10 protein-coding genes are annotated in these 13,805 nt (G+C 69.9%); 5 read left to right on the top strand and 5 right to left on the bottom strand.

All coding sequences use genetic code 11. The features are described from left to right. The first annotated feature begins 68 nt into the window (after positions 1-68). Complete coding sequence (locus H9L22_RS14880; RefSeq protein WP_187720596.1) at positions 69-602, top strand: hypothetical protein; 534 nt, start codon at positions 69-71, stop codon at positions 600-602. Between the two features lie 10 nt (positions 603-612). Here the strand turns inward: H9L22_RS14880 and uxuA are convergent, their stop codons facing one another. The 5 genes from uxuA to H9L22_RS14855 form a co-directional block, all read right to left on the bottom strand. Next, complete coding sequence (gene uxuA / locus H9L22_RS14875) at positions 613-1,680, bottom strand: mannonate dehydratase (RefSeq protein WP_187720595.1); 1,068 nt, start codon at positions 1,678-1,680, stop codon at positions 613-615. After that, on the bottom strand, positions 1,677-5,330 hold the full coding sequence (locus tag H9L22_RS14870; protein WP_187720594.1) for a glycosyl hydrolase 115 family protein: 3,654 nt from the start codon (positions 5,328-5,330) through the stop codon (positions 1,677-1,679). Before H9L22_RS14870 ends, uxuA begins: the two co-directional genes overlap by 4 nt. Positions 5,331-5,437: 107 nt before the next feature. Beyond that, complete coding sequence (locus H9L22_RS14865; protein ID WP_187720593.1) at positions 5,438-6,037, bottom strand: TetR/AcrR family transcriptional regulator; 600 nt, start codon at positions 6,035-6,037, stop codon at positions 5,438-5,440. Beyond that, the gene (locus H9L22_RS14860; RefSeq protein WP_187720592.1) at positions 6,034-8,544 is read right to left on the bottom strand and encodes a PEP/pyruvate-binding domain-containing protein; all 2,511 of its coding nucleotides are present in this window, start codon (positions 8,542-8,544) and stop codon (positions 6,034-6,036) included. The genes H9L22_RS14865 and H9L22_RS14860 overlap by 4 nt, the downstream gene beginning before the upstream one ends. 936 nt (positions 8,545-9,480) lie before the next feature. Then, positions 9,481-10,509: a nitronate monooxygenase gene (locus tag H9L22_RS14855; RefSeq protein WP_187720591.1), complete on the bottom strand. Its 1,029-nt coding sequence runs from the start codon at positions 10,507-10,509 to the stop codon at positions 9,481-9,483. A 158-nt stretch (positions 10,510-10,667) separates the two neighbouring features. Between H9L22_RS14855 and H9L22_RS14850 the strand changes: the two genes are divergently transcribed. The 4 genes from H9L22_RS14850 (at position 10,668) to H9L22_RS14835 (ending at position 13,750) form a co-directional block, all read left to right on the top strand. Beyond that, positions 10,668-11,630 (top strand): AEC family transporter, encoded by a 963-nt coding sequence (locus H9L22_RS14850; RefSeq protein ID WP_187720590.1) that lies wholly within the window; start codon positions 10,668-10,670, stop codon positions 11,628-11,630. 99 nt (positions 11,631-11,729) lie between these two features. Then, positions 11,730-12,404, top strand: a complete 675-nt coding sequence (locus H9L22_RS14845) for an SDR family NAD(P)-dependent oxidoreductase (RefSeq protein WP_187720589.1) — start codon at positions 11,730-11,732, stop codon at positions 12,402-12,404. 340 nt (positions 12,405-12,744) lie between these two features. Continuing rightward, on the top strand, positions 12,745-13,203 hold the full coding sequence (locus H9L22_RS14840; protein WP_187720588.1) for an Hsp20/alpha crystallin family protein: 459 nt from the start codon (positions 12,745-12,747) through the stop codon (positions 13,201-13,203). 181 nt (positions 13,204-13,384) lie between these two features. Next, the gene (locus tag H9L22_RS14835; RefSeq protein WP_187720587.1) at positions 13,385-13,750 is read left to right on the top strand and encodes a rhodanese-like domain-containing protein; all 366 of its coding nucleotides are present in this window, start codon (positions 13,385-13,387) and stop codon (positions 13,748-13,750) included. Positions 13,751-13,805: the final 55 nt, after the last annotated feature.

The raw sequence follows: 13,805 nt of genomic DNA, 5'->3' as shown, positions 1-13,805 counted from the left end.
CGCCCCTGCGCGTAGTAGCTCCGACCCCCTCCCCTCGTAGGCTTGCCTCGACGCACGAAGGGACCGGCATGACGAACCAGCAATGGCAGCAGCCGCCCCAGGGATGGCAGGGATACCCACCCCCACCGCCTCCCCGTCGCAACAACACCGGATGGATCGTGCTGGCCGCGTTCCTGGTGGTGGCACTCGTCGGTGCCGGGGCGTTCCTCCTCCCCCGGCTCCTCGCCACACCCCAGGTGATCTCCCACACACCCACCGCTTCCCCGCCCAGCCCCCAGACGACCCCGGAGACCAGCGGAACCCCCGGGTCCCCTGTCACCGACTTCGGACTCGACGACGCCCCCGGCCGCGTCGGGGACTGGACGGCACAGCCGCTGCCCGACGGCATGACCGGCACCTACTACACGGCCGAGACGATCCTGGACGCGAACGGTCTCGAGGCGCTGATCGTCGTGGACGGCTCAGGTATGAGCTTCGCGATGACAACCAGCGACATGCTCGACCCTGTCGTCTCCTCCGGTGGCCGCGTGGCCTGCGGAACGTCCGACTTCATGCAGGACATGGTGGCGATCGCCGACGCGATCGCGGCCCTGCACCCGTAGCCCGGACACTTTACGAGGACTTGCCGATCGCCTCCCAGAGCCCCGTCAGGTACGCGATACCCAGCCCCCGGTCGTAGAGCCCGTAGCCGGGACGGCCGCGCTCGCCCCAGATGTCGCGCCCGTGGTCAGGCCGCACATACCCGTCGAACCCGGACTCGTGCAGGGCCCGCATGATCTCGAACATGTCCAGCGATCCCTCGCTCGACAGGTGCGCCGACTCGTGGAACCGTCCCGGCGCCGTGTGCCTGATGTTGCGGGCGTGCACGAACGGCGCCTTGCCGCGGCCGACGAACTCGCGGATGATCGCCGGGACGTCGTTGTCGGGGTTCTCGCCCAGCGAGCCGGTGCACAGCGTGAAGCCGTTGTACGGGGAGTCGTGGAAGGCCTCGATCCTGCGCAGGTCGGCGGCGTTCTTCACGATGCGGGGCAGCCCGAAGATCGGCCACGGCGGATCGTCCGGGTGGACGGCCATGCGGACGTCCACCTCCTTACACACCGGCATGATCGCCTTGATGAAGTACTCGAAGTTGGCCGCCAGACGCGCTTCGTCGACGTCGGCGTAGGCCGCGAACAGTGCCTCGATGTCGGCGAGCCGCTCCGGCTCCCAGCCGGGCAGCATCGTCGTTCCGGCCTGGCTCTGCACCCGCTCCAGCAGATCGGCGGCCGTGCCCTCGACAAGCGACTGGTCGAACGCGAGGGCGAACGAGCCGTCGGCCAGTTCGTGGCGCATCTCGGTGCGGACCCAGTCGAAGATCGGCATGAAGTTGTAGCAGATGACCTTGATGCCGCAGGTGGCCAGGTTCCGGATCGTCTCGATGTAGTTGGCGATCCAGCGGTCACGGCCGGGCAGGCCGATCTTGATGTCGTCGTGGATGTTGACGCTCTCGATGACCTCGAGTCGCATCCCCGCCGCCTCTACCTCGTCGACGAGGGCGCGGATCCTCTCCACGGGCCAGACCTCGCCGACCGGCAGGTCGAACAAGGCCCCGACGACGTGCGATACGCCGGGAATCTGCCGGATGTGCGCGAGCGGGATCGGGTCGTCGGCGGCTCCGTACCAGCGGAAACCCATCTTCATCGGTGTTCATCCTCCTCGGCGCAACGGCCCTCGACGGCGGGCGCGTCGCTCGTAGTGTGCCTCAGGTCGACCGGTCGTCCCTCCCGCGGGCTGGCACCCCAGTTGCCATCGTCGGGCGGCAGTTCGTCGTGGCGCGTGAGGAACAGGCGGTCGACCCGCAGCCCCGCCCGCCGGGCGATCAGCGACAGCTGACGGCGCCCGGGGCTCAGGGCCACGCGCGACAGCGCCACCCAGTGCCAGAGCTGGGTCGTGTCCCAACCGAAGAGGTCGCCGCCGAAGTGCTGCTCCGAGACGGGCTGGACGGCGCCGTCGACCGCCAGCCAGACGCTGTCGTCATCGGCATATCCGTTCTGCTTGATCAGCAACCAGACCTCGTGCTCGCCGCCCTCTTCCACATCGACGACGTAGTGCATCGCCGGCGCCGACGACGGGTCGTCCCAGCTGCGGCCGGGAGCGTCGACGCGCACCGCGAGCCCCCAGCCGGCGGCCGTGTCGGCATCGGTGTGGGTCCAGACGAGGCCGTCGCCAGGGCTCCGGTGGGCGTACTCGTCGTCGGCCAGGGCGCACTCCGTCTCGATTGCGAGGCAACCGTCGACCTGCAGGAAAGCGCCGGTACCGAGGGCGGCGACGACGTCCTTGGTGCCGTCGGGCCGCACATAGGTCGGGGGCTCGGGCAGCCTGGTCTGCTCGACCCGGAGGTAGCGACGGCCCAGGGCCTGGTCGGGATCGACCTTCGCGGCGCCGCCCACGTACAGGGTCGGACGCGGGGGCACTGCGGCCGGGTCGACGCGGTAGAGCCCCAGCAGCGACGCCCGGAGAGCGTCGGGCAGACCAGGATCGGGATCCGGGGTCGGTTCGAAGGGCCGGTCGGTGTGGCGGCTGAACGAGGGCCCGAGGTTGCTGGGCGCGACGGGCGCGGTGTGGACGATCAGCTTGCTGAGCGTGACGTGCTCGTCGACGGCGTGCAGTCGCAGGACGTGCCCACCGCCGCCGAGGTGGGGAAGCTGCACGCTGAGGCGCTCCACGTTGTCGAGGACGGCTTCCTCCCAGTCACCGCGGTACTCGTCGGTGGTCGGCGACTCGACGACGATCGTCTCGCCGCCGTCGACGCTGATCCCGACGCGGATGCGCCCGGTCGAGTTCAGGGTCGGCAGGCGGTGGAGTTCGAGGGTGTGGGCGCCGGGCGTGTGGAGGAACAGGCGGTACTCGAGGAGGGCTCCCGCGTCGGCGGTCGCGGCGACGGCGTCGTTGTGGTCGCGCCCGAGCCAGGGCACGACGCGCCATCCGGAGCCGCCGTCGGGGCGGGAGGGATCGATGCTGATGTGGCCGTCGGCCTCGATGGAACCGCTGAAGTCGCTGGGGACGGGGGCGGTGGCGACGATACTGACGGGCACGGCGACGGTCTGACCGGCGGCCGTGATGACGACGGTCCCTGAGGAGCGAGCGCCAGCGAGCGTCTCGAAGGGCCGTACGGGGGCTGGCCCTTCGACAAGCTCAGGGACCGAGACCTGCAGCCGCACGTCCGGATCCAGCACCCCCGACGACGGCGACACCTTCAGCCACGGCTCCGCCGACACCTCGAACGGCACCCCCGCGGCGCCGGTGCTGAACACATCGATCCATAACGTGTCGCGCCCATCCGGCCAGAAGACCAGTCCGTCACCGACGCCCGGCTGCTCGCGGCCCCGGACCGCGACTCCCAGCCCCGGTTCGCCGATCGTCAGCGCCGGCGTCGCCGCCGGAGCGAGCGCCATCGCCGGCGGCGGCGAGCTCTCGGGCTCCAGCATCCGCGACCACCGCCCATCCGACAGGATCTCGTTGTAGGAGTGCAGCAGCGCCCGCTTGCACGCGTCGTACTCCTTCGACCTGACGGTGTACGCGTCGGCCGCCGCGGGCCGGCCCTGCGCGAGCGCGAGCCGCGATCGGTCCGCGTACGCGAACTGCGCCGCGACGAGGTACGCCAGGTGCACCTTGATGCCGATGAGCTGGAGGAACGCGTCGCGCTCCCCGATCGGAAGTTCGACGGCGATCGAAGCAATCCGCGCAGCGATGTCGGCCAGGTCTCGCACCCGGCGGGCCGCCTCGTCTCCGTCCGACGTCAGACTGAAGGCGTCGCCGTCGAGGTGCTCGATCTTGCGCTGGTTGTTCAGCCGGTAGTACCGGGCATACAGCTCGCCGACCTCCGCTCCCCGCCCGCCGGAGAAGTTCGCGTCGAACCAGGTGGTGACGAAGCCCGCGACGTCGGAGGTCGTCGTCTCCTTGCCCGCCTGCCAGGCGCAGCGCAGGAAGAACTCGGTCTCCAACTCGAGCGGCTTCAGCCCGCCGACGTTGTCGACCCACAGCCGGCGGATGCCGTGGTCCCAGGCCTTCGTCAGTTCGGCACGCATCAACGCCAGCGGTGTCGACGACGTCGCGAGGTAGCTGCGCGGCGGCACCGACCAGTAGGAGGAGTGGTAGTAGAGCCCGTGGCCGCCGGGCCGGTCCAGCTCGGCGCCCGTCGGGTAGCGCCGGACGTATCCGAAGTTGTCGTTGGCCCACACGACGGTGACGTCATCGGGAAGCTCGAGCCCGCCGTCATAGAGGGGAAGGACCTCCTTGTAGGGGATGAACAGCTGCAGGCAGTCGCGGCCGCGGTCGCCGAGCTCGTCGACAAGGAGGCGTCGCTGGTCGGCGATGACGCGGCCGAGCAGGTCGACCCTCGCCCGGTGCCGACCGACCTCGGTGAGCGAGTCGTCCCCGTCGATCGCGGCGGTGGAGAAGCCGGTGTCGTGGATGCCGCGCATGCCGACGGTCCACGACACCTCGTAGCCGCCGTTCTGCCGGACACTCCCACGCCAGTACTCGATGAGCTCGTCGCGGTTGCGGCCGGGAAGGGAGTAGTCGTAGGCCGCCCAGCCCTCGAACTCGTGCTCGTTGCTGCGCAGGAGCATGTCGCAGTGGCTGGAGCCGATGACGACGCCGAGGTCGTCTGCCAGGCGCCCGTTCGCCGGATCGAGGTTGAAGGCGTTGACGTGCATGGCGGGCCAGACGTAGTTGCCCTTCAGGCGGAGCACCAGTTCGAACAGCCGCGCGTACGTCTCAGGTCCGATGGTGTCGTCGCCGGTGTGCTCCTGCGCCCAGCGTTCGAGCTCCTCCTCGTCGTTGATGAAGATGCCGCGGTAGGCGACCCCTGGCCAGTCGGCGTGCCGGGTTTCCGCGCGGAACCGCACCTCGGGGCGGGTGCGCACCGGGACGTCCCCGAACCAGTACCAGGGCGAGACGCCCATGGCCTCGCACAGGTCGTAGATCCCGAAGACCGTGCCGCGCCGGTCCGTCCCGACGACGTAGAGGGCCTCCCCCACGGCCTGGATCAGGAAGGCCTCCCAACGGAAATCCCCCGCCTCGTCCCGGAGGAGGTCGACGGCGAGCGCCCCGGAGGCGACGGCGTCATCGACCAGCGGAGAGAAGCCGAGCGTGCCGACAACGATCCGGGCCCCGGAGACCGTCTGCTGCAGCGTCGGCTCGGCTCCGCAGACTGCGCGCAGATCCGCGGCGAGCGCATCTGCCGCGCTGAGGACGGCGGTGGACTCGGTGGGGGCCACGGCGATGGCGGTCGCGGTGCCCTGGCTGGCCAGCAGGTGCCCGCCGTCGTCGCAGAGGTAGGGATGCACGGTCGGTCGCTCCGTCGCGGACAGGTGATGGTGGGTCTGGGAAAACGCTACCCCAGACGGAACGGCCTTCCCAGCCGCCGGTCGACTTCGTCTGAACTGGGCTCGAATCAGCCGGGCGCCGCGGCGAACAGCGGCAGCAGCACGTCGTCGACCACCTGGACGATGACGGCGTCGTCGAGCGGGTCGTCGCGGAACAGGTAATGGTTGCGGAGGAGGGCGACGCCGACCTCGAGCCGAAGGTCGGTCACCGCACCGGGCGAGATCTCGCCCCGGTCGACGGCGCGACGCAGCACCTCCGCCATGAGCTCTCGGTTCCTGCCCTGGGAGCGGGCGCGGAGCTCACCGACCCGTCCCGGTTCGGGAAGCGCCTCGGAGAGCATTCCGCGCAGTGGCGCCCCCGCAGGCCCCTGAAGTGTCGCCGCGCTGTGCCGGAGGACGGCGAGGAGATCGTTGCGGAGGGCGCCGGCGTCGGGAATGTCCCCCGGGTGCGGGGCCAGCCGGTAGACGGCGTCCATCACCAGTGCGGAACGGGTTTCCCAGCGGCGATACAGGGAGGCCTTGCTGGCCCCGGCGCGTCGGGCGACGCCGTCCATCGTCAGGCCCCCGTAGCCCCGCTCCTCGAGTTCCTCGACGGTGGCGGCCAGAATCGCGTTGACAAGGGCTTCTCCCCTGCGGCGGGGGGCTGTCCGGTGGTCCGGGGCAGTCATCGCGCCGCCCGGGTGACGCATCCGCAGGTGCCGTCGACCGTGACGGTCTCGCCGTCGACGATGGCCGTGGTGCCGGAGCCCGTGCCCATGACGGCGGGGATGCCGTACTCGCGGGCGACGATGGCCGCGTGCGACGCGATCGATCCGCTGTCGACGACGACGGCAGCCGCGCGCTGGAAGAGCGGCGTCCACGCCGGGTTCGTGTAGGGGCACACCAGGATCTCGCCGTCGCCGAGGCGGGAGAAATCGTCGGTGGAACCGACGATCCGGGCGACCGCCGTCACGGTGCCGGAGCAGGCCGGCGTCCCGGTCACGACGGCGTCGCCGCCGCCGGCCGCAGGGAAGACTCGTCGGGTGTCGATCATCGGGACGCCCCCGAGCTCGGCCCGCCGTGCCGTCCGGCGTCGGATGCGGTCACGCAGGCTGTCCGCATTCGCGGGGCGGATCGCCGTCGGATCGCCGATGGCGGCCACCTCCTCCCAGCGGAGATGGAAGACGTCCGACGGCGCCGTCAGCAGCCCGGCGTCGTGCAGGCGGCGACCGATCTCGAGGATCGCGCCGCGCAGCGTCGGGACCGCGGCCGTGAAGTAGAAGTGCGTGTCCTCGCGGAGCGCCACGGCCTCCCGGGCCCTCTGCACGCGTCGGCGCATCAAGGCCTGCCTGCGGGGGCTGCGGCGGAGCCGGGGGTGGGCGAGCAGCCGGCTGAGGGCCTCGGCCGATCGGGAGACGGCCTCCCCGTCGCGTGGCGGCTGCTCGACGGCCGCGAGCACCACCCCGAGCACGATTCCGGGCGACTCGGCGAGCGTGGGGGCGCTGACCAGCAGGGGTGAGGTCGTCTCGCGGCGCCCGAACTCGGCGAGGAAGTCGTCGACACGGCCGACGAACCCCCCGAACCGGCTATCGATGCGCAGCGCGGCGAGGGCGCCGTCCAGGTCGGGGCCGGTCAGGGCGACCCGGAGGTCAGGGTCGGCCCGCACCTCGTCGGCCAGCCTGGCCAGCGCATCGTTGGCTTCCTGGGTGCGGGTGCGGACGCCGCCGAGCAGGTCGGGAATCAGCGAGCGGCGCCCGAGGATGGTCACCGGCAGCACCACCTTGACCAGGGCCGCCGCCGCGCCGGGCAGGTAGTCGACACGGAGATCGCGGCAGTAGTCCTGGGCTGCGAGCGCGCGGGTCGGCACCGCGATCAACTCCCGCCACGACAGCGTCGAAAGGTCCAGCGCCTCGAGTGCGGCGACCTCCGCGAGGAACATCGTCTGCCGGGGATCCTCCGACCAGGTCGCCGGTCGCAGGGTCCGGATCCTGCGGATGAGCTGCCCGATGCTCGCCAGCGTCTTGAGCGACGGTCGGGGCTGCGAGGGCAGGATCTGGACGGCGACGCCGTCCTCCTCACGCACGATGTCCTCGAACATTCCGCGAATGCCGTAGTGGCGGCCGATCTGGGCCATCATCGCCGCGGGCCCGTGCTCGACGGTGGTGGTGACGTCCATCGGATAGGGCCGCACCGGCAGGTATTCGGTGAGGATGGACGCCTGGAGGCGCTGGATGCGGTTCAGCGGCGGGGTCTCGGGCGGCAGTGCCGTCATCGGCCTAGCCTGAAGGATCCACACGCGGCCGGCCGCGATGGCCCACTCGATGTCCTGCGGGCGCCCGAAGTGGTCGGCGATGGTGCCGGCGAGGCGGGCCAGGGCGGCGAGGGCGGCGCGGTCGAGCAGCGGCTCACCGCTGGTGGCTGCACGGGCGGCGTCGCCGGCCTCGTGTCGCACTCCGCCCCCTGCCTCCGCAAGGACGACGACCTCCCCGCGACCGGGCGTCCAGTCCAGCAGTCTGCCGTCGCGGTCGAGGGCGTAGTGGTCCGGGGTGACGAGCCCGGAGACGACGGCCTCGCCGAGCCCGGCACCGGCATCGACGACGACGCGGTCGCGCGTGCCGCTGACTGGGTCGGCGGTGAACATCACGCCTGCCGTCTCGGAGGCCACCATGGCCTGGACGACGACGGCGATGCGCACCTCGGCCTGGTCGACGGAGCGGTCGCTCCGGTAGGACACGGCACGGTCGGTCCACAGCGAGGCCCAGCACCGTCGCACGGCGTCGACGACGGCGTCGGGCCCGATCACGTTGAGGTATGTGTCCTGCTGGCCGGCGAAGGCCGCACCGGGCAGGTCCTCGGCCGTCGCACTCGATCGGACCGCCACCGGAACACCGGATCCCAACCCGGCGTAGGCGGCGGCGATGGCGTCGCGCAGATCGGAGGGGACGTCGACTGCCTCGATCGCTGCCCGCAGGTCGGCGGGTCGGACCGCAGGGTCGGCCAGGAGTTCTGCCAGCCCGCTCCGCTCCGCCGCGGCGGCGTAGGCGTCGGTGGTGACGACGAAGCCGGGCGGCACCGGGAGCCCGGCGCGCAGGAGTTCGCCGAGATTGGCGGCTTTCCCGCCGACGACGGCGAGGTCGGCGCTGCCGAAGGCCTCGAGTGGAACGACGCGAGGGTCGGTGGCTGACGTCTCTGTCATGCGCTCCAGATTACCAGGATAGAGAACGATGAGTTTCGCTAGCGTCGGTCTAAGTCGCCGAATCTGCGAGTAAGAGCGAATGCGCGCTCGGCTTCTCGGCGCAGGGCATGCCGCTTCGTAAGGCGACGGGTCACGGTGGCGAGGAAGACCAAGGCCATCGTTGCGGCCGCTGGGCCCACGAGCCCGAGAACACTGGACTTGTCGGCGAGAGCGCTCAGCCACCAGATGAGCATCCACACGACGAGAATGGTCACGCCGACGATCAGGAAGCAGCCGCCGCCCTCCATTCGGCTGCCCGCGTCGTACCTGACTTCTCGAGCCGGGGGTAACGGTCCTTCCGCCCGGAGGCGTGCCCAGGCGACGTCAATGCGGCGTTGCCTCGTGGCGAACGCCGGGAGATCGAGGCACGGGTGCTTTGGCCATGGGGCTCCGAGCGCGTCGAACCAGACCTTCGAGCCGGCCCGGTTCCTCCAGAAGAAGACGCTGGCACCACAGACGGGGCAGGTTGCGTTCGGCAGTCGAGGCAACGGGGTGACCCACGAAGATCGGCTGGACAGGCTGCGGCGGTGAGTGGTGAGTTGGGCTGGGGGAGTATCGCCGGTCGGGGGAGGGATGTTGATAGGACGATCCCCGGTCAACGGCGTGAGGCCGAACGTAGTGATACCCGCCATTGGGGCTGCGCCGATAGTGGCCACGACGCTGAAATCGACTCAAGGGAGGATCTTCCTCTCGGCGTCACGGGCCCGTGGATCTGCCCGCTTCCGTGCGGTTGACACTCCTTGCCGAGCCCGGATGGTCGGCGGTGTCGATACCCTACCGGGCAGCCCGCCCCGGGGTTTCACGGGGGCCGGTCAGCTCCGCGTTGGAATGGAGCTCGACATCGCCGCGCACTTCGGTTGATGGGGCACCCGACCGCATCGCTATCGCTGCCCCCCGCTACGCCGAGACGCCCTCGGCGAGGTGACCGATGACGGCGGCGGCCGGTCCCTCTGTGGCTTGTCGCCATCCGGTGCCGGCCCAGAGGTGGAGGCGGTCGGCGTCACCGGCCTTCGCCGCGGCCTGCCGCAGCGCCCTGGTGAGGTGATGCACCGCCGGGTAGGCGTTGGGAGCGCTTCCGACGTGTCGATCCACGAAGCCGTTGCGCAGCGCCCGGGCCGGACGGCCGGTGAACGCCCGGGTCAACACCGTCTCAGTGAACCGGGGATCTCCCAGTGCCATCCGGTGCGTCGGTGAGGTCCCGGCCTCGTCGGTGCGCAGCAGCAGCGTGCCCACCGCCACTGCCCGCGCCCCTGCCCGGAGCAGCGCCCAGACGGCGTCCGGCCCGTCCACACCACCGGCGGCGATCACCGGCAGGTCCACCACGTCGAGGACCGCGCGCACGAGTTCCGCTGTCTCCCACGGCTCGATGGGTCGGGTCGGGTCGAACGTGGCGCTGTGCCCACCCGCCGACGGTCCCTGCACGATGAGTCCGTCGACCCCGGCCTGTCGCGCCCGGCTGGCCTCGTCCGGTGTCGTGACCGTTGCGTGCACCTGGGTGCCGACCCGCTGCAGCCGGACGACGTCGGCTGGGTCAGGCAGGCCGAACGTGAAAGAGACGACCGCCACGGGGGTCTCCAGGAGAAGCGCGAGCTTCGCGTCCCAATCGTCGTCGTCTGTCACGGGCGTAGCCTCGAGTTCGAGCCCGTAGACGGCGGCCTCCTCCGCGAGCTCCTCCGCGTAGGCGGCGAAGGCGGACGCATCGACGGGATCGTCCGAGGGGACGAACAGGTTCACGCCGAACTCCGACACATGCCCCCGCAGTGCGTCGATCTCCGCCGCGAGCGCCTCGCGGGTCTTGTATCCCCCGGCGAGAAAAGGGAATGCCCCAGCGGACGCGACAGCACGCGCCAGCAGCACGGTCGTGGGCCCTCCAGCCATGGGCGCGGCGACGATGGGCAGCGGGGACCTGAGAAGCGGATCGGTCACGCGGAACTCCTTCGTCGCGGTGTCATCTCACATCCTCCCCGACAGCACGCCTCTGCCTGCCATGGCGGGCAAACCAGACACCCGCGGGAGGTTGTCGGGGCCCGCGATGGCGCCGTCGGGGACCCTCAATACACTGCAGGCGGAGGTGTGAGGTGACCATGGAGGTTGCTCTCGGGGTGCTCGCGAAGGTGCTGCCCATCTTCGTCTGCCTGCTGCTCGGCGCGGTCGCGGCCCGGAGACAGGTGATCGGCCCCGACGGCGTCGCGGCAATCAAGGCGCTCGTAGCGAACTTCACCCTGCCCTTCGTGATCTTCGGGGCGTTCTACTCGCTGCGATTGTCGGCGAGCACCGGGGCCATCTCGGTGGTCATCTTCGTGGTCTGCCTAGCGACGTTCGGGGTCGCCTTCTGGATCCGGCGCCACTCCTCGGGCATGAACCGGGAGCTGTACCCGTACCTGTTCTCCGGCTATGAGATGGGCATGCTCGGGTTTCCGCTCTACACCCTGCTGGTGGGCAGCGCGCACGCCTCGAATCTCGCGGTCCTGGACATCGGGCATGAGCTCTTCGTCTTCGGAGTCTTCGTCACCGTCCTCCTCGCCGAGGGTGGGGCCAGGGTGGGCGCGAAGGCGACGCTGATCCGCACGCTGCGCCAGCCGGTCATGGTGGCCATCCTGGCGGGGCTACTCCTCAGCATCACTGGGGCGTCGTCCGCCCTCGACACGACGCTCGCGGGCCCGTTGATCCGCGACACGGCTGCCTTCATCGCCGGTCCCACTGCGGTGCTGATCCTGTTCGCGATCGGCTACGAAAGCGTGTCGACACAGGCGTCCGTCGGGCCGGCGATCCGCGTCGTGCTGCTGCGGCTGGCGGTCATGGCGCCGCTGGCGGGCCTGGTGAGCGTGGTCGTATTCGCGATCGTGCCCTACGATCCCCAGCTGCTCCTGGCGATCCTGCTCATGTTCTCGCTCCCGGCCCCGTTCGTGATTCCGGTCTTCTCCAAGAACGAGGCGAACAACCACTTCGCGGCCACGGTGCTGTCGATCCACACCCTCGTCACGCTGCTGATCTTCGTTCTCCTCGTGGTGTTGAACGAGACAATCCTCAGCTCACCGATGGGTTGAGCCGGACAGGATCACGCCCCGTCCACCCCGCCCGACGGCACCGTTATGTCTCCGGCTAGGCTCGGGACAAGGCACACCTCTGAGTCAAAGGAGACCACAGTGGCAACGTTGGCAATCGTGGGAGCTGGCCGCGGCTTGGGCGCCGCGGTCGCGCGCCGGTTCGGACGGGAAGGATTCTCGATCGCGCTGATCTCGCGCGATCAGGCGAAACTCGACGCCCTGGCCGAAAGACTCGAATCCGAGGGGGTGACGGCGCGCGGCTACTCGGCCGATGTCCGCGACGGCGCGGCCCTCGAGGCCGCCCTGACAGCAGCGGCCAAGGACCTCGGCCCGATCACTGCACTGCAGTACAGCCCACTGCCCGCCCGCGCGTACCTCGAGCCGGTGCTCGACCTCACTCCCGAGCTTGCACTGGATGCGCTGAGCTTCTCGGCGCTGGGCTTGATCACGGCGGCGCGAACCGTCCTTCCCGCCATGCGGGAGGCCGGTGAAGGAACGATCATCCTGATCAACGGCGGCACCTCGGTGAAGGCCCGGGCCGGATTCTCGGGGACGTCGGTGGCCTTCCCCGCCGAGAGCGCCTACGGCGAGATGCTCCACGAAGCCCTGTCCGACGAGGGCGTTCGCGTGTTCCAGCTCGTCATCCCGGGCTCGATCCCGAAGCTGTCGATCGACGGCGGCGTGGACGGCGTGGCAGAGCGGATCTGGGAGCTGCACACCTCCACGACCGAGTTCCGCACCATGCTCATCCCGCTCGAGGAGGGCCGCGAGTAGCACCGCGTCGACACACCTGTATCGCCGCCCGGCCGGAGCACGGGGGCATGACACCCGACTGCGCTTGCCCTGAGGCATCCCGTTGGTCTCGTCGAAGGTTCAGACCGTCGCCGGCGCCGAGCAGGGGGACGCCAGCTCGACTGACGGCGCCCCGGGTCCTGCACGCACACGCACTATCGGTGGGTTCTGCGCTGCTCCCTGGGCGCCCGAGCCCGTTCGGCGGCCTCCCCGATAGCCCCGGTTCAAGAGTTGAGTCGATCAGGCTCAACTTTCTTGACATTTGCGAGCCGCTCCCTAAACTTGAGTCACATACAGTCAACTCTCTAGAGAGGAGCCCAGCATGGCACGCAATTTCGACCCGTTCCGAGACATGGAGCGCCTGTTCAGCGAGGTGGCCCGTCCCTCCCAGCCCGGCCTGGCGATGGACCTTTACCGCACGGGTGACCACTTCGTCGCAGCGTTCGATCTTCCCGGCGTCGACCCCTCGTCCATCGACATCGACATCGACGACAGGACGCTCACCGTCCGCGCCGAGCGGGTCAATGGCCACAGCGGCGACGACGTGAAGTGGCTTGTACGTGAGCGCAGCGCCGGCACCGTGGCCCGCCAGCTGGCGTTGGGTCGAGGCATCGACACCAACGCCATCTCCGCCGATTACACCGACGGTGTTCTGACACTCATCATCCCGGTGGCGGAAGAGTCCAAGCCGCGCAAGATCTCGGTGCAGCACTCCGGCCGGGGCCGTGAGATCAGCTCCGGCGACTCGGACGTCATCAAGGGAGAGTCCGAGGAAGGCTGACCTCTGCTCCCTGCCATGTGGCCCCAGCTCGAACCCGAGCTGGGGCCACATGCACGTGGGGACTGGCTCGGGACACACTCTTGCCCGACCGTGGACGGGCGACACCATCGCTACATGCCCGATGGCAACGAATTTCATATACCCTAGGGGGTATATTGTTCTTCTCGTCGAAGGTGAAACCATGTCCCGCATCCGTGCCCTTCTCGCCGTGCTCCTCGGGCTGTCGGCCATCGTTCTGTCCGCCTGCGGCGCCCAGGAACAGATGGAAATCAGGGCCGACACGATCGTCATCGACGTCCGCACCCCCGAGGAGTACGGCTCCGGACATCTGGACGGCGCCGTCAACATCGACGTGAACTCCGGCGTCTTCGCCGAGCAGATCGCGACGCTGGACCCGGCCGGCGACTACGTCGTCTACTGCCGCTCGGGCAACCGGTCCGCACAGGCCGTGAAGATCATGGAGGGCCTCGGGTTCGAGGAGGTACGCGACGCCGGTGGCGTGAACGCGGCAGCCGACGCCACCGGCCTCGAGATCGTCACGAACTGAGCCCCGGGAGCCCCACCCGCGGAACCGTCGGATCGGCCGGCGTGCTCCCCGTAGC

Origin of the sequence: Tessaracoccus defluvii (genome assembly GCF_014489575.1) — a bacterium.
GTDB lineage: Bacteria > Actinomycetota > Actinomycetes > Propionibacteriales > Propionibacteriaceae > Arachnia > Arachnia defluvii.
The sequence above is the reverse complement of the archived record's forward strand: the minus strand, read 5'-3'. Positions and strand labels throughout refer to the sequence as shown.